At 60.9% G+C, this 22,633-nt stretch carries 18 protein-coding genes; 13 read left to right on the top strand and 5 right to left on the bottom strand.

Going from position 1 to position 22,633, the window contains the following annotated elements:
* The first annotated feature begins 18 nt into the window (after positions 1 to 18).
* Entirely contained in the window at positions 19 to 990 is a 972-nt protein-coding gene (locus AABM52_RS29070) for a thymidylate synthase (protein WP_347909623.1), read from the top strand.
* A 123-nt stretch (positions 991 to 1,113) separates the two neighbouring features.
* Here AABM52_RS29070 and cadR read toward each other — a convergent pair whose 3' ends face one another.
* Entirely contained in the window at positions 1,114 to 1,563 is a 450-nt protein-coding gene (gene cadR / locus AABM52_RS29065; RefSeq protein WP_007995512.1) for a Cd(II)/Pb(II)-responsive transcriptional regulator, read from the bottom strand.
* A gap of 93 nt (positions 1,564 to 1,656) precedes the next feature.
* Here cadR and AABM52_RS29060 point away from each other — a divergent pair, with 93 nt between their 5' ends.
* From AABM52_RS29060 to AABM52_RS29030, 7 genes are all read left to right on the top strand, one after another.
* The gene (locus AABM52_RS29060) at positions 1,657 to 3,918 is read left to right on the top strand and encodes a heavy metal translocating P-type ATPase (RefSeq protein WP_347909622.1); all 2,262 of its coding nucleotides are present in this window, start codon (positions 1,657 to 1,659) and stop codon (positions 3,916 to 3,918) included.
* A gap of 16 nt (positions 3,919 to 3,934) precedes the next feature.
* On the top strand, positions 3,935 to 4,798 hold the full coding sequence (locus AABM52_RS29055; protein WP_347909621.1) for a LysR family transcriptional regulator: 864 nt from the start codon (positions 3,935 to 3,937) through the stop codon (positions 4,796 to 4,798).
* Between the two features lie 152 nt (positions 4,799 to 4,950).
* The gene (locus tag AABM52_RS29050) at positions 4,951 to 6,027 is read left to right on the top strand and encodes a putative 2-aminoethylphosphonate ABC transporter ATP-binding protein (RefSeq protein WP_347909620.1); all 1,077 of its coding nucleotides are present in this window, start codon (positions 4,951 to 4,953) and stop codon (positions 6,025 to 6,027) included.
* Complete coding sequence (locus AABM52_RS29045; protein ID WP_347909619.1) at positions 6,027 to 7,751, top strand: putative 2-aminoethylphosphonate ABC transporter permease subunit; 1,725 nt, start codon at positions 6,027 to 6,029, stop codon at positions 7,749 to 7,751. Before AABM52_RS29050 ends, AABM52_RS29045 begins: the two co-directional genes overlap by 1 nt.
* Positions 7,752 to 7,789: 38 nt before the next feature.
* Positions 7,790 to 8,815, top strand: a complete 1,026-nt coding sequence (locus AABM52_RS29040) for a putative 2-aminoethylphosphonate ABC transporter substrate-binding protein (RefSeq protein WP_347909618.1) — start codon at positions 7,790 to 7,792, stop codon at positions 8,813 to 8,815.
* Positions 8,816 to 8,932: 117 nt separating this feature from the next.
* On the top strand, positions 8,933 to 10,066 hold the full coding sequence (locus tag AABM52_RS29035) for a TIGR03364 family FAD-dependent oxidoreductase (RefSeq protein ID WP_347909617.1): 1,134 nt from the start codon (positions 8,933 to 8,935) through the stop codon (positions 10,064 to 10,066).
* Positions 10,066 to 10,623, top strand: a complete 558-nt coding sequence (locus AABM52_RS29030) for a phosphonate degradation HD-domain oxygenase (protein ID WP_347909616.1) — start codon at positions 10,066 to 10,068, stop codon at positions 10,621 to 10,623. The genes AABM52_RS29035 and AABM52_RS29030 overlap by 1 nt, the downstream gene beginning before the upstream one ends.
* A 133-nt stretch (positions 10,624 to 10,756) precedes the next feature.
* Here the strand turns inward: AABM52_RS29030 and AABM52_RS29025 are convergent, their stop codons facing one another.
* Both AABM52_RS29025 and AABM52_RS29020 read right to left on the bottom strand, forming a co-directional pair.
* Complete coding sequence (locus tag AABM52_RS29025; RefSeq protein WP_347909615.1) at positions 10,757 to 12,133, bottom strand: GTPase/DUF3482 domain-containing protein; 1,377 nt, start codon at positions 12,131 to 12,133, stop codon at positions 10,757 to 10,759.
* Positions 12,126 to 13,496 (bottom strand): DUF2868 domain-containing protein, encoded by a 1,371-nt coding sequence (locus AABM52_RS29020; protein WP_347909614.1) that lies wholly within the window; start codon positions 13,494 to 13,496, stop codon positions 12,126 to 12,128. Before AABM52_RS29020 ends, AABM52_RS29025 begins: the two co-directional genes overlap by 8 nt.
* A gap of 85 nt (positions 13,497 to 13,581) precedes the next feature.
* On the opposite strand from AABM52_RS29020, the gene AABM52_RS29015 reads away from it, so the two are divergent.
* Positions 13,582 to 14,094 (top strand): dihydrofolate reductase, encoded by a 513-nt coding sequence (locus AABM52_RS29015; RefSeq protein ID WP_347909613.1) that lies wholly within the window; start codon positions 13,582 to 13,584, stop codon positions 14,092 to 14,094.
* Positions 14,095 to 14,193: 99 nt separating this feature from the next.
* On the opposite strand, the gene AABM52_RS29010 is transcribed toward AABM52_RS29015, so the two are convergent.
* Positions 14,194 to 15,585: an L-cystine transporter gene (locus AABM52_RS29010; RefSeq protein WP_347909612.1), complete on the bottom strand. Its 1,392-nt coding sequence runs from the start codon at positions 15,583 to 15,585 to the stop codon at positions 14,194 to 14,196.
* Positions 15,586 to 15,827: 242 nt separating this feature from the next.
* Here AABM52_RS29010 and AABM52_RS29005 point away from each other — a divergent pair, with 242 nt between their 5' ends.
* From AABM52_RS29005 to AABM52_RS28990, 4 genes are all read left to right on the top strand, one after another.
* Positions 15,828 to 16,883 (top strand): haloacid dehalogenase-like hydrolase, encoded by a 1,056-nt coding sequence (locus AABM52_RS29005; RefSeq protein ID WP_347909611.1) that lies wholly within the window; start codon positions 15,828 to 15,830, stop codon positions 16,881 to 16,883.
* Positions 16,884 to 17,356: 473 nt separating this feature from the next.
* The gene (locus AABM52_RS29000) at positions 17,357 to 17,641 is read left to right on the top strand and encodes a DUF6124 family protein (protein WP_347909610.1); all 285 of its coding nucleotides are present in this window, start codon (positions 17,357 to 17,359) and stop codon (positions 17,639 to 17,641) included.
* A gap of 190 nt (positions 17,642 to 17,831) precedes the next feature.
* Positions 17,832 to 19,304 carry a PAAR domain-containing protein gene (locus AABM52_RS28995; RefSeq protein ID WP_347909609.1) on the top strand — a complete coding sequence of 491 codons (1,473 nt, stop codon included), beginning with the start codon at positions 17,832 to 17,834 and terminating at the stop codon, positions 19,302 to 19,304.
* On the top strand, positions 19,301 to 19,918 hold the full coding sequence (locus AABM52_RS28990) for a hypothetical protein (protein WP_347909608.1): 618 nt from the start codon (positions 19,301 to 19,303) through the stop codon (positions 19,916 to 19,918). Before AABM52_RS28995 ends, AABM52_RS28990 begins: the two co-directional genes overlap by 4 nt.
* Before the next feature lie 621 nt (positions 19,919 to 20,539).
* Here AABM52_RS28990 and ilvD read toward each other — a convergent pair.
* The gene (gene ilvD / locus AABM52_RS28985; RefSeq protein ID WP_008048311.1) at positions 20,540 to 22,381 is read right to left on the bottom strand and encodes a dihydroxy-acid dehydratase; all 1,842 of its coding nucleotides are present in this window, start codon (positions 22,379 to 22,381) and stop codon (positions 20,540 to 20,542) included.
* Positions 22,382 to 22,633 lie beyond the last annotated feature (252 nt).

The raw sequence follows: 22,633 nt of genomic DNA, 5'->3' as shown, positions 1-22,633 counted from the left end.
CAAGGACACAGGTAATTCATGAAGCAATATCTCGAACTGGTCGCCCACGTCATCAAGAACGGCACCAAGCAGGCCAACCGTACCGGCGTGAACACCATCAGTTTTCCAGGTGCGATGCTGCGTTATGACCTGCAGGAAGGTTTCCCGGCGATCACCACGCGCAAGATGGCGTTCAAATCGGCCATCGGCGAAATGTGCGGATTCCTGCGCGGCGTGAACAACGCTGCCGAATTCCGCGCCCTGGGTTGCAAGGTCTGGGACCAGAACGCCAACGAAAACGCCCAGTGGCTGGCCAACCCGTTCCGCCAGGGCGAAGATGACCTCGGCGAAATCTACGGCGTGCAATGGCGCAAATGGCCGGCGTACAAGCAGATCCCGGTCAGCAACCCGGCCGCTATCGAGCAGACCCTGAAGCAAGGCTACCTCCAGATTGCCGAAGGCGAGGAGGACGGCCAGGTCTACGTGGTGCTGTACAAGGCCATCGACCAGGTTCGCCAGTGCGTCGACACCATCATCAAGGACCCGGGCAGCCGCCGCATCCTGTTCCACGGCTGGAACTGCGCCCAGCTCGATGAAATGGCCTTGCCGCCGTGCCACCTGCTGTACCAGTTCCATCCGAATGTCGAGACCAAGGAGATTTCCTTGACCCTCTACATCCGCTCCAACGATCTGGGCCTGGGCACGCCGTTCAACCTCACCGAAGGTGCTGCGCTGCTGAGCCTGATCGGTCGCCTGACCGGCTACACGCCGCGCTGGTTCACCTATTTCATCGGTGATGCCCACGTCTACGAAAACCACCTGGACATGCTCAACGAACAGCTCAAGCGCGAGCCGTTCCCGATGCCGAAACTGGTGATTTCCGACCGTGTGCCGGAGTTTGCCAAGACGGGTGTTTACCAGCCGGAATGGCTGGAGCTGGTGGAGCCGGGCGATTTCTCACTGGAAGGCTACGAACACCACGCGCCGATGACTGCCCCGATGGCGGTCTAAAAAACCACCACCGACCCTGTGGGAGCGAGCTTGCTCGCGATAGCGGTGTATCAGTCGACATCCATGTTGGCTGAACAGACGCCATCGCGAGCAAGCTCGCTCCCACAAGGTTTTGTGTTGTTCTTAGTGGCCGTGACTACGGCCCACATGGGAATGCTCCACCTCCGTCGCCACAACCCCGCCGCTCACTTCCAACCGCTGCAAGATCCCGCACTGATCGACCCCCGGCCCCTCGCCGCAGCGTTGGCGCAGGTCGAGCAGTTGCGTCTGCAAGGCCAGCAAGCCGTCGATCCGCGCCTTGACGTGGTGGATGTGCTCGTCGATCAGCGCGTTGACGCTTTCGCACTGGTCCTGCGGACTGTCGCGAAACGCCAGCAGGCTGCGGATTTCTTCGAGCGTCATGTCGAGGGTGCGACAGTTGCGGATGAAGGTCAGGCGCTCGGCGTGGGCCTGGGTGTAGACGCGATAATTGCCATCACTGCGGGCCGGTTCCGGCAGCAGGTTCTCGCGCTCGTAGTAGCGGATCGTTTCCACGGCGCAGTCCGTGAGTTTTGCCAACTCTCCAATTTTCATGACGCCAATCTCCAAAACTCCAGAATGGGTGCTTGACCCTATAGTGGCTACAGGGTCTTTACTTGGCAACAGGCACTCTTATGGACGCAACCAATGAGCGATTCCCTGCATTCCCACAAACCCGAGGCTGAGCACGAGCACAGCCACAAGCTCAAACCCGTGCAAAAACATGACCACGGCAGTCACGGCGACGCCTGTTGCTCATCTAAAGCGGCAGCGCCTGCGCGGGTAAAACTGAGCGAATCGCCGACGATTGGCGCTCGGCTGAGTCGTTTTCGCATCGAGGCAATGGACTGCCCGACCGAGCAGGCACTTATCCAGAACAAGCTAAGCAAACTGACCGGCGTACAGCAGCTTGAGTTCAATCTGATTAATCGGGTGCTCGGCGTGACCCACGATTTGCCCGGTATCGAGCCAATCGTCGAGGCCATCAAGTCCTTGGGCATGCAAGCCGAACCGATGGATCAGGGGGCTGAAACCCCAACGCCGGTGCCCCGGAAAAAACCGTGGTGGCCCTTGGCTCTGTCCGGTGTTGGTGCATTGCTGGCAGAAGTTATCCACTTCACCGGTTTCGCGCCGAACTGGGTGGTGGCGGTTATCGCGCTGGTCTCGATCCTCAGTGGTGGCCTCGGTACTTACAAAAAAGGCTGGATCGCCCTTAAAAACCGCAACCTGAACATCAACGCCCTGATGAGTATTGCCGTGACCGGCGCGGTGCTGATCGGCCAGTGGCCGGAAGCGGCGATGGTGATGTTCCTGTTCACCGTGGCCGAGTTGATCGAAGCCAAGTCCCTCGACCGCGCGCGCAATGCCATCGGCGGCCTGATGCAGATGACCCCGGACACGGCAACGGTGTTGCAGGCTGACGGGAGCTGGCTTGAGCAGGATGTCAAAAACATCGGGCTCGGCGCGCGGGTACGGGTGCGTCCCGGCGAGCGTATCGGCATGGACGGTGAAGTGCTGTCCGGTCGCTCCACCATCGACCAGGCGCCAATCACCGGTGAAAGCCTGCCGGTGGAAAAAATCGTCGGCGACAAAGTCTTCGCCGGCACCATCAATCAGGCCGGTTCCCTGGAGTACGGGGTGACCGCCGCGGCGGATAACTCGACCCTGGCCCGCATCATCCACGCCGTCGAGCAGGCCCAAGGGGCGCGGGCGCCGACCCAGCGCTTCGTCGACAGCTTTTCGAAAATCTACACCCCGGCAGTGTTCATCCTGGCCCTGGCCGTGGCGGTGATCCCGCCATTGTTCATGGGCGCGTTGTGGTTCGACTGGATCTACCGGGCGCTGGTGCTGCTGGTGGTGGCCTGCCCCTGTGCGCTGGTGATTTCCACGCCGGTGACCATCGTCAGCGGCCTCGCGGCGGCGGCGCGCAAAGGCATATTGGTCAAGGGCGGCGTCTATCTGGAGGGCGGTTACAAGCTCGACTACCTGGCCCTGGACAAGACCGGCACCATCACCCACGGCAAACCGGTCCAGACCGATTACCTGTCGCTGGACCCGACCGCCGACGACTCGGCGCCCGCCATTGCCGCTGCGCTGGCCGGGCGCTCGGATCACCCGGTTTCCCTGGCCATCGCCAAAGCGGCTGTGGATAACCAGACCGCGACGCTGATTGTGGATAACTTCGAAGCTTTGGGCGGGCGCGGGGTGCGCGGCGAGATCAATGGCCAGCTCTACCATCTGGGCAACCATCGTCTGGTGGAGGATCTGGGCCTGTGTTCGCCAGCGCTGGAAGAAAAGCTGTTTGCCCAGGAAAAACAGGGCAAGTCGGTGGTGCTGCTGCTTGATTCGTCTGGTCCGTTGGCGCTGTTTGCCGTAGCGGACACGGTAAAGGAATCGAGCCGCGAGGCTATCCGGCAGTTGCATGATCTGGGCATCAAGACCCTGATGCTCACCGGCGACAACGTCCACACCGCGCAGGCCATTGCCGCGCAAGTCGGCATCGACGAGGCCAGGGGCGACCTGTTGCCGGGGGACAAATTGCAGGCTGTCGAGGCTCTTTATGCCCAAGGGCATCGGGTCGGCATGGTCGGCGATGGCATCAACGATGCCCCGGCGCTGGCGCGTTCGGAGATCGGCTTCGCCATGGCGGCCGCAGGCACCGATACCGCCATTGAAACCGCCGATGTCGCCCTGATGGACGACGATCTGCGCAAAATCCCGGCATTCATCCGCCTGTCGCGGCAGACATCGAGCATCCTCAAACAGAACATTGCCCTGGCTTTGGTCATCAAGGCGATCTTTCTTGGGGTAACCTTCGCCGGGGTCGCTACCATGTGGATGGCAGTGTTCGCCGACATGGGCGTGAGTCTGCTGGTGGTGTTCAACGGTTTGCGCCTGCTGCGCAAGTAAAGGATGAGGGACGGTTGTGCTGAGTGCGGAGCTGAAGGCGTTTTACATGGTGGCCCGCCTGGGCAGCATTACCCAGGCTGCCAAAAAGCTCGGCCTGAGCCAGCCGACGGTGACGACGCAGATCCGCAACCTCGAAAGCCAGTATTCGGTCGAGCTGTTCTACCGCGGCGGCCGGCGTCTCAGCGTCAGCGAGGAGGGCGCGCGGCTGCTGCCGATGGTCAAGGTGCTGATGCAGCAGGAAGCCGATATCGAGTTTTTCCTGCGTAACTGCGGCCAGATCCAGGGCACGTTGCGCATAGCTGCCACGGCGCCGTATTACATCCTCGACTTGGTGAAAACCTTCCGCGAGCGCCTGCCGCTGGTCGAAGTTTCGGTGGAGATCGGCAACTCCCAGCAAGTGCTCGAAGCGCTGGAGGATTACCGGGTCGATGTCGCGGCGTCGTCGCAGTTGCTCGATGACGCGCGACTGGTTCGACGGGTGCTCGGCAGCGATCCGCTGGTGCTGGCAGTGCATCGCAATCATCCGCTGGCGGTTCACGATCACGTGCCGCTCGGCGCCCTGGCCGGGCACACCCTGCTGATGCGCGAACCGGGCTCAACCACCCGTCGCCTGACCGAAGAGTTGCTGGCCAGCGCCGGCGTGTGTTTCGGTCCGCTGCTGGAAATCGGCAGCCGCGAATCGATCCGCGAAGCAGTGCTGCGCAACATCGGCATCAGCATCATTGCCCGCCAGGAAGTGCCCCATGATCCGCAACTGCGGGTGCTGACCATCGAGAATGCGCCACAGATTCCCGAATACCTGTACTGCCTCAAGGAACGCAAAAACGCGCGGCTGCCGGCGGCGTTCCTGGGGTTGGCGCAGGAAATGGCCCCGGCTTGAGATCTTCTTTGCCTGTCCCGGCCTCATCGCGAGCAGTCAGCACAGGAGTACCCAAATCCTTGAATACCACTATCGGCAGTTTTTGCCTTACTGCCATATGACGGACTCATTACAACTCTAGGATGGCCCCATCTGCTAGATGAGGTCCGTCCATGAACAACTCGATCGCAACTGCCCTGACCAACCCCGGCGCACCGATGAAGGTGCGCGGTGTACAGAAGCGTTTTTGCGCCTTCACCGCGCTGGACAACGTCTCACTCGACGTGGCGGCCGGTGAACTGGTGTGTCTGCTGGGCCCATCGGGCTGTGGCAAGACCACCTTGCTGCGATGCATCGCCGGTCTGGAAAAACAGGACAGCGGCGAGTTGTACCTGGGTGATCGCGACGTTTCCCACCTGGCGCCCCAGGCGCGGGACTACGGCATTTTGTTCCAGTCCTACGCGTTGTTCCCCAATCTTACTGTCGAAGCGAACATTGCCTACGGCCTCGCCGGCAGTGGTCGCGACGAAGTGCGCCGTCGTGTCGGCCAGATGCTGGAACTGGTCGGCCTGACCGGCAGCGAGAAAAAATACCCGGGCCAGTTGTCCGGTGGTCAGCAGCAACGTGTGGCACTGGCTCGCGCCCTGGCTCCGGCACCTTCTCTGTTGCTGCTCGACGAGCCGATGTCGGCCCTCGATGCCCGGGTGCGTGAGCATCTGTGCACCGAACTGCGCCAGCTGCAACGCAGCCTCGGCATCACCACCCTGATGGTCACTCACAATCAGGACGAGGCCATGCTGATGGCCGACCGCATCGCCGTGATGAATAACGGCAAGGTCGAGCAATACGCCACGCCGCAGGAAATCTACAACCGCCCGGCCACGCCATTCGTGGCGGAGTTCGTCGGCCAGGGTAACTGGTTACCGTTCCAGCGCAGCAGCGACAGCCACGCCCAGGTCGGCGGGCTGAACATGCGCCTGGCCGATGGCAGCGCCAAGACCGCGTCGGGCCGATTGTTCTGCCGTCCGGAAGCGATCAACGTCAACCCGCTGGTGCACGAGGAAAACCTGTTCCCGGCCAAGGTTCGTGAAATCACCTTCCTCGGCAACCGCTGCCGCATGAGCTTTGAACTCGATCAATTGCCGGGGCATGCATTGTTGGCGGAGCTGGCACCGGAAGCCATGCCGCGCCTTGGCGCCCAGCAGATCATGGTCGCCTTGCCGCCGCGCAGCCTGCAGGTGTTTGCCTGATGAGCGCGAATATCGCGCTGCCGCTGCCGCACAAGCAGGTTCGGCAGACCACCCGCGCCGAGGTCGGTGACCGGTTGTTCGTGGTCGGCGGCAAGGTCCTCATGCTGGTGTTGTTGGGTGTTGCCGTATTGATGCCGTTGCTGGCAATCTTCTGGCGCGGCTTCAGCGCCGAGGCCGGGCAGGGCGGTGGCTGGGTCGCAGCGAAAGAGCTGGTGACCAGCGAGAACTTTCACTGGTTGCTCGGTAATAGCCTGAAGGTTTCCCTCAGCGTCGCGGCGATTGTCGTACCGCTGGCCTACCTGTTTGCCTACGCGCTGCAACGCACCTTGATTCCCGCCAAGGGCATCTGGCGCGGTATTTCGCTGCTGCCATTGATGGCGCCGTCGATGCTGCCAGGGATTGCGCTGGTTTACCTGTTCGGCAACCAGGGCATGCTGCGTGGCCTGCTCTCGGACAACATCTACGGCTTCTGGGGCATTGTGCTCGGCGAAGTCATCTACACCTTCCCGCACGCCTTGATGATTCTTCTGTCGGCCCTGTCCCTGGCCGATGCGCGACTGTTCGATGCGGCCTCCAGCATGGGCGCGAGTCCTGCAAAGGCCTTTCGTAGCATCACCTGGCCAGCGACGCGTCAGGCCGTGTTCGCCGCATTCTGCCTGGTGTTCACCTTGACCATCACCGATTTCGGCGTGCCCGTGGTGGTCGGTGGCGACTATCAGGTGTTGGCGCTGGAGGCCTACAAGGCTGTGGTTGGCCAGCAACAGTTCGGTCGTGGCGCGTTGATCGGCATGGTGCTGTTACTGCCGGCACTGTTCAGTTTCGGGGTCGATGCCTGGTTGCGTCGACGCCACGGCGACTCCATGAGCGGTCGCGCCCAGGTGTTCAAGCCCGCGCCGTCGAAGCTGCGCGACGGTTGCTACCTGACCATCGTCCTGCTGATCTGCGCCGCGTTGCTGCTGGTGTTCGGCATGGCGGTGTTCTCGTCCCTGGTGAAGTTCTGGCCGTACAACCTGTCGCTGTCGCTCAACCATTACCAGTTCAACGAAACCGCCGGCGGTGGCTGGCTGGCCTACGGCAACAGCCTGAAGATGGCCTTGGGCACGGCGCTGATTGGCAGCCTGCTGATTTTCACCGGCGCCTACCTGATGGAAAAAACCAAGGGCCAGCGCGGCCTGAACCTGACCTTGCGTATGCTCAGTTTCGTACCGATGGCGGTGCCGGGCCTGGTGCTGGGGCTGGGTTACGTCTTCTTCTTCAACCTCACCGGCAACCCGCTGCATGTGCTCTACGGCACGATGACCCTGCTGATCGTCTGCACCATCGCTCACTATTTGACCACCGCGCAAATGACCGCGACCACCGCGCTGCGTCAGCTCGACGCCGAGTTTGAAGCCGCCGCGCTGTCGCTCAAGGCGCCGCTGTACCGCCACTACCTGCGGGTCACCGTGCCGATCTGCCTGCCGGCGCTACTGGACATCGTGCGCTACCTGTTCGTCTCGGCCATGACCACCGTCTCGGCGGCGATCTTTCTCTACAGCCCCGACACCATCCTCGCGGCGGTGGCGGTGCTGAACATGGACGACGCCGGCAACGTCGGCGGTGCGGCAGCGATGTCGACCCTGATCCTGATTACCTCGGCGGGCGTGTCCCTGCTGCTGGCCTGGACCTCGCGCGGTTTGCTGCGCCGCTCCCAGGCCTGGCGGCAGACCGCGCCCGGTCATTGAATCTGCACAACCCCTCAACTCAAAAACAGGAAAAGATCATGTTCAAGCCTATGGCCCTGGCCGCCGCTGTCCTCACCGCTTTCAGCCTGAACGCCTTTGCGGCGAAAACCGAGTTGACGGTGTACACCGCCCTCGAAGCCGAACAACTGAAGACCTACAAAGAGGCTTTCGAAAAGGCCAACCCGGACGTCGAAATCAAATGGGTGCGCGATTCCACCGGCATCATCACCGCCAAACTGCTGGCCGAAAAAGCCCGCCCGCAGGCTGACGCCGTGTGGGGCCTGGCCGCTTCAAGCCTGGCGATTCTCGATCAGCAAGGCATGCTGCAAAGCTACGCACCGAAAGACCTGGGCAAGATCGGCGCCAACTACCGCGACGCTGCCAACCCGCCAGCCTGGGTCGGCATGGACGTCTGGGCCGCGACCATTTGCTTCAACACCGTCGAAGCCGAAAAACAGGGCCTGACCAAGCCTGTGAGCTGGCAAGATCTGACCAAGCCTGAGTACAAAGGCAAGATCGTCATGCCCAACCCGGCCTCGTCCGGCACCGGTTTCCTCGATGTCAGCGCCTGGCTGCAAACCTTCGGCGAGAAGCAGGGCTGGGCCTACATGGACGGCCTGCACCAGAACATCGGCCAGTACGTTCACTCCGGCTCCAAGCCTTGCAAACTGGCGGCGGCTGGCGAATTCCCGATCGGTATTTCCTTCGAATACCCGGCGGTTCAGCTGAAACGCCAGGGTGCACCGCTGGACATCATCCTGCCGAAGGAAGGCCTGGGCTGGGAGATCGAAGCGACTGCGGTGATCAAGGGCACCGCCCACGAAGAAGCGGCGAAGAAACTGGCTGACTTCTCCGCCAGCCCTGAGGCGATGGATCTCTACAAAGAAAACTTCGCCGTACTCGCACAGCCTGGCATCGCCAAGCCACAGACCGAACTGCCGGCCGACTACGAACAGCGCCTGATCAAGAACGACTTTGCCTGGGCCTCGAAGAACCGCGACGAGATCCTGACCGAATGGCGCAAGCGCTATGACGGCAAGTCCGAGAAAGTGGTGGCCAAGTAAGGTCTTCATCGGCTGACAGGGCCTCTTCGCGAGCAGGGTCGCTCCCACATTGGAATGCGTTCTCCTGTGGGAGCGAGCCTGCTCGCGATGGCGGTTTCGAATTCAGGACAAAACTCCATGACACACCACAACGACATGCTGATCGTCGGCGCCGGCATCCTGGGTTTGTCCCACGCGTATGCCGCTGCCAAGCGCGGTCTGAAGGTCACGGTTTTCGAGCGCAGCGAAACGCCTGTTGGCGCATCGGTGCGTAACTTCGGCCAGGCACTGGTCACTGGCCAACCGCCGGGACCGATGCTGGAACTGGCCCGCGCCAGTCGCGGAATCTGGGGCGACTGGGCACAGCTCGCCGGCCTGCAACTCAAGCGCAATGGCTCGTACCTGTTCGCCCGCACCGAAGCGGAAGAGCAGTTGCTGGAAGCCTTCTGCGACGGTCGCGCGGTTGAACACGGTTATCGTGTCGACCTGCTGCGCGGTGCTGCATTGCGCGATTTGTACGGCGGCCAGTTCCGCCATCACCGTGCTGCGTTGCACGGTATGGACGATCAGCAACTGTATTCCCGTGAAGCGATTCCGGCGCTGATCGACTTCCTGCGTCGCGACCTGGGCGTCAAGTTTCACTTCTCCACCCTGGTGCGCGATATCGAGCCTGGTCGCCTGCACAGCACCGCTGGCAGCTTCAGTGCCGAGCAGATCATCGTCTGCTCCGGCCACGATTATCAGACGCTGCTGGCCGAACAGATCGCCGAGCTCGAGCCGCAAATCTGCCGCCTGCAAATGCTCCGCGCTCGCCCGCAAATCAACCTCAACCTGCAACACGCATTGCTCACCGGTTTGAGTTGTGTGCACTACGGCGCCTTCGCCGATTTGCCGGAGGCCGCGGCTGTACAGGCAGAAATCCTGCGGTACGCGCCGCACCTGCACGAAAACGGCATCCACCTGCTGATCAGCCCGACGCCCTATGGCGAATTGATCATTGGTGATTCGCACCATTACGGCAGCGATCCGTCACCCTTCAATGCCGAGCAGGTCGACGACTGGATGATCGAGCTGGCCGAGCAAACCCTGGGCTGCAAGGTGCAAGTGGTCGAACGCTGGCAGGGGGTCTATGGTTCACGGGGGCCGGGGCCGTTCTCGTTCTTGCGCCCGGCAAAAGGCCTGGGCGTGGCGTTGATGCACACCGGTGTCGGCATGAGCGTCGGGCCGGCGATGGCTGAACGAAACATCGCAGCTGTGTTGGGGGAAATCTGATGGAGCGTAATGAACAGGTGATTGCCGAGGTGTTCGGTTTGTACGAGCGCTTTGGTGACAGCGACTACATCGGCGAGCCGGTGTCGCAGATCGAGCACATGTCCCAGGCGGCGGAGCTGGCCATGGCCGAAGGCTTCGATGATGAGGTGATTCTGGCGGCGTTCTTTCACGACATCGGGCATATCTGCACCGAAAGCGCAGAGAACATGGGCGGTTTCGGTGTGGTCAGCCATGAACGCCTGGGCGCGGATTATCTGCGCCGCGCTGGATTCAGCGAGCGCATGGCGCGGCTGGTCGAATACCACGTGCAGGCCAAGCGTTACCTGACGCTCAAGGAGGCGGGATACTACGAGCGCTTGAGTGAAGCCAGTCGCCGAACCCTGGAATATCAGGGCGGGGTGATGACGGCTGAAGAGGCTGAGGCGTTCGAGCAGGACCCGTTGTGTGCCGTGAGTTTGCGCATGCGCCGGTGGGATGAAATGGCGAAAGAGATGCATGTGCCGGTGATAGATCTGGCGGTGTTGAAGGGCAAAGCGGTGCGGTTGTTGGCGGCGTAAAGCCAGTGATACCGAGTTGCTGCCATCGCGAGCAGGCTCACTCCCACACTGGATCTGGGATCGACACAAATCCCCTGTAGGAGCGAGCCTGCTCGCGATGGCGTCAGTTCAAACAACAAAAATGTTCAGGTGACTACAGCTGCTGCGCCAACACTTCAACTTGCTCCTGCCGCTCCGCCTGATTCAACTTGGGATGAGGATTGAGCGACGACCACTGCGGATGCGCCCGCGCCTTGTTCAGCGCCTCGGGCAGTTTGCCTTCGCGCCAGGTTTTATCCTGTGGCGTCGCCACCTGAATACTGTCCATCGCCGCATGCCCACGGGCATTGAGCGCTTGCAGCAATTGCCGCTGGCGCAGCGCCAACAGCCGCAGCACGTTGTCATCCACCGTCAGTTCGCGCTGGCCCTTGAGCTTGCCGAGCAAGCGGCTGCCATAACTGCGGGCGGTTTGCAGGGCGCCGCCGGCAATCGCTCCGGCCAATGCCGCCGCGCCCAGGGTGATGCCACCCACCAGCAAATCGACCCCGGCTCCGGCCGCTGCGCCGGCAGCGATTCCGCCACCGACCCGCACGCCCAGTTGTTTCAGGGTTTCCGGATTGAACAAATCGTCGCCCCAACGGCCGTCGAGCAGCGGCAAATCACTGGCGGCGGCATCCTGTGGGCGGAAGGCGTAGAGCTTGAGCAGGGCCTCGACACAACGCTGCTCACGCTGGCGTACGGCTTTGCGCAGTTCGCTGATCGCCTGTTGTTCCTGTTCGGCTTCACTGACCACGCTGCGCCGGCAAGCCGCGCAATCAATCAGTAATTCGGCGATCAATCGCTCTGCGCTTTGTTGGCGAGCCAGACGCTGGGCTTGCTGATCGGCGATCAGGTGTTCGAGTTGCGGCCGGGCAGACTCCAGCAGCAGGGCGAGACTTTCATAGAGTCGACGCTCGCCATCCTCCGGCGGCGCGACGCTGTCAAAGCGCACCAAGGCATGCAAGCCCAGCCGCGCCAGCGCCTCACGCCAGGCCGGTTCGCGGTGATTGGCGCTGCTGACGAAGTTCAGCACCGGCAGCAAGGGTTTGCCGCAACTGGCCAGTACTTCCAGCTCGTCGCGATACTTGGCCAGCACCGGCTCCCGGGCGTCGATCACGTAGAGCCCGGCGTGCGACGCCAGTAACTGGCGCAGTACCTTGGCTTCCTGTTCGAAGCGTTGCCGGGCTTCGCTGCCATCGAGGAAACGCGCCAGCCGCGTCGGGCCGTCGAGGCGTTCGCCGGGGCGCTCCAGACGTTCGAGGTAGTCGAGCAGGGCGATGGCGTCTTCCAGGCCCGGGGTGTCGTAGAGATCGAGCAAGGGCTCGCCGTCCACCGACAACCGTGCACCTTCGACGTGCCGCGTGGTGCTGGGGCGATGGGACACTTCACCGAAGCCGACGTCGCGGGTCAGGGTGCGCAGCAACGAGGTTTTGCCGACGTTGGTGTGGCCGACCACGGCGAGTTTCAGCGGCTGCTTCCAGGTGTCAGTCATGACCCGTCTCCAGCCAGTTCATCGGTGCACAATCGGCAAACGGCAACTCAAGCTGTTGCAGCGCCATGTGCCAGTCGCCCAGGCGTTCGGCGTCCAGCGCTTCACCGGGAGGCGCCTGCAACAACCACACGCGGGTGGCGCTGGCACTGCGGGCCAGTTCGGCGATCAGCGCCAGGCTGCCGCGATCCGGCGAGCGCCGTGGATCGCACGCAATGGCCAGGCGCGCCGGGGGAAAGCGGCTCAGTTGTTCGAGGAGTTTGTGTCGCGATTCGCGGCTGTCGAGGATGCCGGCGTTGCTGACGTTTTTTGGCAATTGCGGTGGCCACGGACGGTCGTCGTCCAGCTCGATGGCGACCAATAAGGCACCATCACTTTGTTGTTCGCTGACGCCACTTTCGACGCGATGCAGTTGCTCAGGCGCCGCATCGCTGATGCCGAGACGTTCGCTGGTGGGCATCAAGCGTTCGCGCAGCTGTGCGTAACCGGGCAGGTTCAAATCCAGACGCAGCGCCGTTTGGCCCGTCTTCCAGCGCCACAGGCAAAACAGCGCGAGCAGCAGGCGCGGCACCACGCCGTAAACCAGCAACACACCTACCAACCAGGCGGCCCAGGCTTGGCGGGCACTTTCGATGTTCAGTGCGGCGTCGCCACTGGCGCGGATCATCTCCTCGGTCGGCACACTGAAACCGAGCAGGGCCGGCAGCGCGCCGAGGGCCTGGGTCACGGCAATAAAGGTGTCGGCACTGAGGATGGTGGTCTCCCAGACGAAGCCGTAGCGTCGGGTCGCCATCAGCGTCAGCAGGATCACCAGCGCGCTGAGCATCGCCAACAGCCACAGGCCGTTGACCAGCACGCCGATGGCCCAGCGATTGAGTTTCTGCCGTTGCAGCAATAGCAGCAGGGCCGGAGCCAGTTGTGCGGCTTTGGCATCCCGGGCGAATTTTTCACTTAGCCACAACCACAGGCGGCCGAGGCTGGCGCCGTGTTCGCCGGCAAATACCAGGCCCAGGGCCCAGCTCAGCAGCAGGATCAGATTGAGCCCGAGCAGGCTGCCCAAGGCCCAGAACACATTCACCGGGTGCAGGCCATCGCCCATTGCAGCAAAGGCCAGACCGGCGCCGCTAATCACGGCCAGCACCGCCATGACGATCAGCGCCAGTCGCGCGCCTTGCAACCAGTGCTTGAGAGCATCGGCCAGTCCATCGCGCTCGGCCAGCCACAGTGCCCGGCGTTGAATGCGCGACGGCAAATCGCCGCCGGCGCTGCGGGCCAGTCGGTTGGCTTCAAGGTCTTCCAGAGGGCCGGCGTACTCTTCGCGCAGGCGGATGGTTTCTGTCAGCCAGAGGTTATTCAGTTCAGTCACGCGGCATCCCGTCGCTTAATTGAGCTGTGAGCATAACCGCTGTGGCGCTTATCGGCGAAAGCGAGGCTCTGGTATCCTCGCCGGCATGACTAAATCACTCCCCCTCAGCCTGATCGCAGCCCTCGGTGAAAACCGTGTGATCGGCGTCGACAACAGCATGCCCTGGCACTTGCCGGGGGACTTCAAATATTTCAAGGCCACCACCCTTGGCAAGCCGATCATCATGGGCCGCAAGACCTGGGACTCCCTCGGTCGCCCGCTGCCGGGCCGCTTGAACATCGTGGTCAGCCGTCAGGCGGATCTGGTGCTGGAAGGCGCGGAGGTTTATCCGTCGCTGGAAGCTGCCGTTGTTCGTGCCGAAGCATGGGCGAAAGAACAGGGCGTCGATGAGCTGATGCTGATTGGTGGCGCGCAGTTGTATGCGCAAGGGCTGGCGCAGGCTGATCGGTTGTACCTGACCCGCGTGGCGCTGAGCCCGGAAGGGGATGCGTGGTTTCCGGAGTTTGATTTGAGCCAGTGGAAACTGGTGTCGAATGTGCCGAACCCGGCCGAAGGCGACAAACCGGCGTACAACTTCGAAGTCTGGGAAAAAGCCTAAAAGCATCGCGAGCAGGCTCACTCCTACAGGGGATTTGTGTCGACCACAGATCCAATGTAGGAGCGAGCCTGCTCGCGATAGCGGTCTGTCAGGCGCTACTTAAGCCTGCACCAACGCCGAATGCTCATCCGCATCCAGCAATTCTTTATCAGTCTGCTGCATCACCTGGCTGGTAATCGCCCCCGCCGTCATCGACCCACTGACGTTCAACGCCGTACGCCCCATATCAATCAGCGGTTCGACCGAAATCAGCAACGCCACCAGCGAAACCGGCAAGCCCATCGCCGGTAGCACGATCAATGCGGCAAACGTCGCGCCGCCACCCACACCTGCCACACCGGCCGAACTCAGCGTGACAATCGCCACCAGCGTCGCGATCCACAATGGGTCCAGCGGATTGATGCCCACAGTCGGCGCCACCATCACCGCCAACATCGCCGGGTACAGACCGGCACAACCGTTCTGGCCAATGGTCGCGCCGAACGAGGCAGCAAAACTGGCGATGGACTGCGGAATGCCCAGGCGACTGGTCTGCGCTTCGATGCTCAACGGAATCGTCGCTGCGCTGGAGCGGCTGGTGAAGGCAAACGTCAGCACCGGCCAGATCTTGCGGAAGAAGCGCAGCGGATTGATTCCAGCGGCCGACACCAGCACGCCATGCACCACAAACATCAGGCCCAGGCCGATGTAAGACACCACGACAAAACTGCCGAGCTTGATGATGTCTTGCAGGTTCGAGCCGGCGACCACTTTGGTCATCAGCGCCAGCACGCCATACGGGGTCAGCTTCATCACCAGGCGCACCAGGCGCATCACCCAGGCTTGCAGGGTGTCGATGGCGTTGATCACTTTCTGACCTTTCTCGGCATCATCCTTGAGCAATTGCAAGGCCGCGACACCCAGGAACGCCGCGAAAATCACCACGCTGATGATCGACGTCGGCTTCGCCCGCGCCAGATCGGCGAACGGGTTTTGCGGAATGAACGACAGCAACAGCTGCGGCACATTCAGGTCGGCGACCTTGCCGGCGTAATCGGTCTGGATGGTTTGCAGGCGCGCCATTTCCTGGGTGCCGGCCACCAGGCCTTCGGCGGTCAGGCCGAACAGGTTGGTCAGGCCAATACCGATCAGCGCCGCGATGGCCGTGGTGAACAGCAGCGTGCCGATGGTCAGGAAGCTGATCTTGCCCAGCGACGAGGCGTTGTGCAGGCGGGCCACGGCGCTGAGGATCGAGGCGAACACCAGCGGGATCACGATCATTTGCAGCAATTGCACATAACCGTTGCCCACCAGATCGAACCAGCCGATCGAGGCTTTGAGTACCGGGTTGCCGGCACCGTAAACGGTGTGCAAGGCCACGCCGAACGCCACACCCAGCACCAGTGCGAGCAGGACTTTTTTCGCCAGGCTCCAGGTGGTGTGGCGGGTTTGCGCCAGGCCCAGCAGTAGGGCGAGGAACACCAGCAGATTGAGGATCAGCGGCAGATTCATGAGAACTCCGAGTCAGACTTGTACCAGCTACCTTCCGGGGCAGCTGCGAACCGGCAAGCCTAACAGCTTGAAAACTAATGAATTAATATCAAAAACGAATGGTTTCCGTCGTTTTTGGAATAAGCGGGTGTCGCTGTCAGAAATGCAACTGGCGCGAAAGGGACGTGCGCGGTCGCTGACAGGCGAGGACTGTCACACTTATTTGTTAGCGTCGATGTCTTTCACATTCAGGGAGAAAGCCAATGAAGTTCGCACCGAAATTGCTGGCAGCAGCACTTTGCCTGGGCCTCGCCGGCCAGGTACTTGCAACGGATCTGAAACACTGGCCCGCCGATCAGGCCAAGGCGTTGGAGGCGATGATCGCCGCCAACGCCAACAAAGGTAACTACGCGGTGTTCGACATGGACAACACCAGTTACCGCTACGACCTCGAAGAGTCGTTGCTGCCGTTCATGGAAAACAAGGGCCTGATCACCCGCGACAAGCTCGATCCCTCCCTGAAGCTGATGCCGTTCAAGGACACCGCCGACCACAAGGAAAGCCTGTTCAGCTATTACTACCGCCTCTGCGAAGTCGACGACATGGTTTGCTATCCATGGGTCGCCCAAGTGTTCTCCGGCTTTACGCTCACAGAGCTCAAGGGCTATGTCGACGAGATGATGGCGTCCGGCAAACCGGTGCCGGCCACTTACTACGAAGGCGACGTGGTCAAGAAACTCGACGTCAACCCGCCGAAGATCTACACCGGCCAGCAAGAGCTGTACAACAAGCTGATGGAGAACGGCATCGAGGTCTATGTGATGACCGCCGCCTCCGAAGAACTGGTGCGCATGGTCGCGGCCGATCCGAAGTACGGCTACAACGTCAAACCGCAGAACGTGATCGGCGTGTCGCTGCTGCTGAAGGACCCGAAGACTGGCGAACTGACCACCGCGCGCAAGCAGATCACCGCCGGCAAGTATGACGAGAAGGCCAACCTCGGCCTCGAACTGACCCCGTACCTGTGGACCCCGGCGACCTGGATGGCCGGCAAGCACGCGGCGATCCTGACTTACATCGACGAGTGGAAAAAACCGGTGCTGGTTGGCGGCGATACCCCTAGCAGCGACGGCTACATGCTTTTCCACAGTGTTGACGTCGCCAAGGGCGGCATCCACCTGTGGGTCAATCGCAAGGACAAGTACATGACCCAGATCCAGGGCATGATGGCCAAGAACGCCGCGGCCCAGGCCAAGGAAGGGATGACGGTGACGGCTGACAAGAACTGGGTGATCGTGAAGCCTGAAGACATCCAGTAAGACTGCGGCGCCGCCATCGCGAGCAAGCTCGCTCCCACAAAGATCTCGGGTGAAACACAGACTGTGTGAACACCCGGGTCCCCCGTGGGAGCGAGCTTGCTCGCGATGAGGCCAATCGGTGCAATGAAAGCCTCCGCTTGAACGACATCTCCTGACAGTCGCAACCTACGCATTCTTGCGTAAGGGACTACGACTACGCCAGAATCCGCCGGCTTGTGCGCCTGGGGGGCGGCTTCTATCGTTTCCGCGTCACTGAACATCAGTGATCGGGTTTGGTAGCCCGTGTTCACCTCGGCGCATTGCGCCACCCTTTGCAGGGTTCGTTTCTGTCTCTGCTCATATGGTGGCCATGCGCAGGGCATCTTCGGACGCGCCGGGTTCCTGGTGACCGGTCTACCAACCTGCGTATGGCCGCCACCCATCGTTTGGTAGCGAGGGTGATGGCTCCTTTTTTCTCACCCGGAGTTCCATCAATGCTGAAAATTACCCCTGATCCCCCAAAAACCGACAACCTCTCCGCCCACATCAACACCACCCCGCGCAAACCCAGCCGAACATTCGTGATCGCGCCCGGCCTTGACACCGAAACCCTGTTGGCCCACGCCTGCGAATCCCTCGCCTCGGCCAATGTCATGGCCAGCGATTTCGCCGGACTGCTGGAAGGCTCGCAACGCAGCACAATGCTGGGGATTGCTCAGGTCATCATGCTGGGCGAGCTGGCGGTGAATCAGGCGTTGGATAACCTCGACCCGCAGTAATAGCGCGGACAAAAAAATGCCCCGCACTTGGCGGGGCATTTTCATGTTCGACGGTTAACGCCAGCACACCGACGTCCATATCCAGTCTCATTTCAGAATTGACCTACATCAATCAAAGAAGCGTCTGATTTTTCCTCCACTTCGCCTCTTCTAGCGTGCGTCCTTTCGATCTGACAAGGACACATTTCGCATGAGGCGCTACTACATCACCGTCGGGGCCAAAACCACCGTCAAGGGAACCGTCGTCAGCGGCTGGCATCGCGGCAGTATCAATGGCCAGGCCATGGCCCGCGAAGGCGATGAAGTCAAATGCCCGGAATGCGACAGCACCGGGACCATTATCTGCGTCGGTCCACGTCTGTCGGAGGAGTGGGAAGGACGCAAGCCCGCCCTGCACGACGATCTGTGTAAGTGCAAGTGCGACCCGCCGCCCAAGCTGATTGCCAACCAGACTTTCAGGAGCCAGCGGATAGAATCCGGCAATGTTGCGCCACCTGCCCGAGCTGCCGCCCAACCCGCCACGCCGGCCGAAGCACGACAACCGACAGCCGAGCCACTCCCCTCCAGCTTCACCCCGCCGCCAAGCCGTCCTGTAACGAGCTACAACGAGCAGTCGGGACAGGTCTGCCAGAATCTTTGGCGCAGCTATCAGCAAAGAGCCGAAGCTATCGTGGCGCCGGGCGGCATCCTGATCGCCGACCCAAAGGTGCGTAATCGTGCGATCAATGCGGCGTACGCTCGATTGTGGCTGGAGGATCAGCGTTTCCAATGGGCCGGCCTCGCGGCCTTTGCCTCCAAGCAGGTGGGATGTGGCTTGCTGCATGCGGCTGATTCGATCGACAAGATCCAGGCCGAACATGAAGCGCAATTACGCTGGAGGGATGCGATCCGCAGAGGATTCTCCGGGTTGTTCGACAAGCGACGCGAGCGTGAACGGCAGCAAAGCTCACAACGTCGTGAACAAGCGCAACAGGAATACGAACAAGCCAGCCGCAATAACCCACTGCCCAGCGGTCCCAGGTTCGAAGGTGAATCATTGTCGTACGTGCAGAAGCAACTCCAGTACGTGCACGACATGCTGGCGCTGGGCAATACCACGCTGTTTCTGGATGTATTTCCGCTGCATGCTTTTTACAAGGAGCGTGGGTTGTCGGCGCTCAAGACATGCCTCGCTTCACGAAAAAACATATTTGGGCATGTACAACAACCTGTGTTGTGGCCGATCGAGCAGGAAAAACTGGAGTTTGGCACTTACCATGAGGAAATACTTCAAGCCTTCGCGGCCATTGAGGCTGGCAACATTGCCGAAAGCGTTGCGCATCTGGCTTGGCACGAACAACAGAACATTCTGCAATCAGCAATGTACAGCGACGTGCAACTGGTACTTCTGCTACGTGGCAATCATTTCGCCTATGTCACGAACTTCCCCTCCGGCGCTGCTGCAGCCGTCGAGCTGACCCTGGCTAGCCAGTGCCTTCCCAGCGAAGACGGACGGACCGTTGGCTTCAGCAGCGATTACTTTGCCAACCTAGCCGATATCCATCAGCGCATGCCCTTTGTGCTCAAAGCCGCGACACAGTTTGATGAGCTGCTGCGGCGCTCTGATCGCCACCTGATTGAACAGGCGATTCTCGACATTGCCGCAGGTCGGGGCGTGCGATGAGTCTGCTGCAACGTATAGATTGGCGACGCAGGATATTGTCACTCGCAGTGGCGACTCTGTTGATAGTGGCAGCGGTCCGAGCACTATCGGATGAGCCGGAGATTGCCCTGGCGATTGGCGAGCCTTGGGAAGTCATGCGTCAGCGCTCAAGCGCGGCCATTGGTCCGGCCATTCCTAGGCATTTTTGGGGGAGATTACCGAGATCGGATGCTCGTCTTCGTTTCCTGGATCCTCAGTTCGGATTCGTGACACCACTAGCTCGTTTTTTCACGGTTAGTTTTGATAGTGATGAGTTAGTCAGAAGTGTCCGTATGTCCCCTCAAATCGAGCCGCTATTACTCGATGAGACGCTTGAAATAGTTCTTAACCTGCAGAAGCAGTGGCGCCACGGTGGCTGGATACCCATTCGGGTCATCGACGATCCACCATTTGCTGACACTCCCGAATGGCGGGCTCGGTTGCGAGACGTGAACAAAGGCGGCACGTCTACTTGGCAAGCGGGTAATCAGTATCAAGTGATGCTGGTGGTCAATCGCTTCAGAGACGACAAGCGTCCCACAGAGGAACGTTATCTTATCAAGCTACAAGTTGCCAGGCCGTGGGTGAATCCTTGAGTTCACGCGTCGAAGACCTGGGTAAGGTGGGTTTACGTTATCAATCATCCAGTATCCCGATAGTTTATTCAGCTTGAGAATTATTTTGATGGAGTAGATGTACATGGTGATATGCATTCTTCGGTCAGCGGTTTATATAGCTGGAGGTGTTCTGCCTGCCTTTGGTTTGGCCCTGCTAAGCCTGTTTTTTACGATGTTTGGTGACGTCTTTGGCATATTGGTCAGCACACTCGCATGGTTGGGAACCATCGGGCTTGTTTTGGCGGCGCTAATCCGGCCCAGTGCCTCCGGCGCGCGCAGCAGGTCAGTCATATCGGTAATGTTAATAATAGGACTGGTTGTAATATTCCCTGTGCTGATAACTTCACTAACCCACCCCGGCAGCAAGATGTGGTTTAGTGCGGTAGTTCTGGGACCCGCATTGTTGGCACTTCACTATCTGTGGCAAGTTGCGCGGTGCTCTTGTTCCGACGAATGACGAACTCTTGCCTTTGATTCCCTGATGTCGAGTGTTTTGAGTTGGCAAGTTAGAAAAGTCAAGGCTAGATGTAATCGGCTAATAATTGATCCAAAAAAAATGCCCCGCACTGGGCGGGGCATTTTTATTCAGGCAACCGACGCTTACAGCCCGTCAAGCATCGCCTTGTTACGCACCGCACCCTTGTCGGCGCTGGTAGCCAGCAGGGCGTAAGCCTTCAAAGCCGTGGTCACCTTACGCGGACGAACTTCCACCGGTTTCCAGCCTTTCTTGTCCTGCTCGACTCGGCGTGCAGCCAGTTCTTCATCGCTGACCAACAGGTTGATCGAGCGGTTCGGAATGTCGATCAGCACCTTGTCGCCGTCCTGCACCAGGCCGATCGCGCCGCCAGCAGCTGCTTCAGGCGAAGCGTGGCCGATGGACAGACCGGAGGTACCGCCAGAGAAACGGCCGTCGGTGAGCAGGGCGCAGGCTTTGCCCAGGCCTTTGGATTTCAGGTACGAAGTCGGGTAGAGCATTTCCTGCATGCCCGGGCCGCCTTTCGGGCCTTCGTAGCGAATGATGACGATGTCGCCTTCCTTCACTTCATCGGCGAGGATGCCGCGCACGGCGCTGTCCTGGCTTTCGAAGATCTTGGCGTTGCCTTCGAACACGTGGATCGACTCGTCGACGCCGGCGGTTTTCACCACGCAACCGTCCAGGGCGATGTTGCCGTAGAGCACGGCCAGGCCGCCTTCTTGCGAGTAAGCGTGCTCGACACTGCGGATGCAGCCGTTTTCACGGTCGTCGTCCAGGGTTTCCCAGCGGGTCGACTGGCTGAACGCAGTTTGCGTCGGGATGCCCGCAGGACCGGCCTTGAAGAAGTGGTGCACCGCTTCGTCGTTGGTCTGGGTGATGTCCCACTTTGCGATGGCTTCTTCCATGCTGCGGCTGTGAACGGTCGGCAGCTGGGTGTGCAGCAAGCCGCCACGGGCCAGCGAACCGAGGATGCTGAAGATCCCGCCAGCGCGGTGCACGTCTTCCATGTGGTACTTCTGGATGTTCGGCGCGACCTTGCACAGTTGCGGCACGTGACGGGACAGACGGTCGATGTCGCGCAGGTCGAAATCGATCTCGGCTTCCTGGGCTGCGGCCAGCAAGTGCAGGATGGTGTTGGTGGAACCGCCCATGGCGATGTCCAGGGTCATGGCGTTTTCGAACGCCTGGAAGTTGGCGATGTTGCGCGGCAATACCGACTCGTCGTTCTCGCCGTAGTAACGCTTGCACAGCTCGACGATGGTGCGGCCGGCCTGCAGGAACAGCTGCTCGCGGTCGCTGTGGGTGGCCAGGGTCGAACCGTTGCCCGGCAAGGCCAGGCCCAGCGCTTCGACCAGGCAGTTCATCGAGTTGGCGGTGAACATGCCGGAGCACGAACCGCAGGTCGGGCAGGCGCTACGCTCGTACTCGGCAACTTTCTCGTCAGAAGCGCTGGAGTCGGCGGCGATCACCATGGCGTCGACCAGGTCGAGGCCATGGGAGGCGAGTTTGGTCTTGCCGGCTTCCATCGGGCCGCCGGAGACGAAGATCACCGGGATGTTCAGGCGCAGGGACGCCATCAGCATGCCAGGGGTGATCTTGTCGCAGTTGGAAATGCAGACGATTGCATCGGCGCAGTGGGCGTTGACCATGTACTCGACGGAGTCGGCGATGATTTCGCGGCTCGGCAGCGAATAGAGCATGCCGTCGTGGCCCATGGCGATGCCGTCATCGACAGCGATGGTGTTGAATTCCTTCGCCACGCCGCCAGCGCGTTCGATCTCGCGGGCGACCAGTTGGCCCAGGTCCTTGAGGTGCACGTGGCCCGGTACGAACTGGGTAAAGGAGTTGGCAATGGCGATGATCGGCTTCTTGAAGTCGTCATCTTTCATCCCCGTGGCGCGCCACAGTGCGCGGGCGCCGGCCATGTTGCGGCCGTGGGTGGATGTTTTCGAGCGGTAATCAGGCATGAAGCACTCCGGGCGGCTAATCAGGTATCAAAAGGGAAGTGAGCTTCTATTGACGTCTGGAACACTCAGAAATGGCCGCGTGTCCGGAAGTTGCCGATAACTTTGCGGGATCGCCGCGCGCTTCAGCTTGAGCTCATAAACCCGCCGGGGATGACTGGCGATGAATGTTCGCGATTCTACACGGCTGGCGGCTGGAGGGAATGGCTGCAAGCGCGGAGGCAGCATTCACAAGACGTGCGGGCAGGCCTGCGG

It is taken from the genome of Pseudomonas grandcourensis (assembly GCF_039909015.1).
In the GTDB taxonomy this organism is placed as follows: Bacteria; Pseudomonadota; Gammaproteobacteria; order Pseudomonadales; family Pseudomonadaceae; genus Aquipseudomonas; species Aquipseudomonas grandcourensis.
Note: the sequence above shows the minus strand (reverse complement) of the source record. Positions and strands in the feature narration are given on the sequence as shown.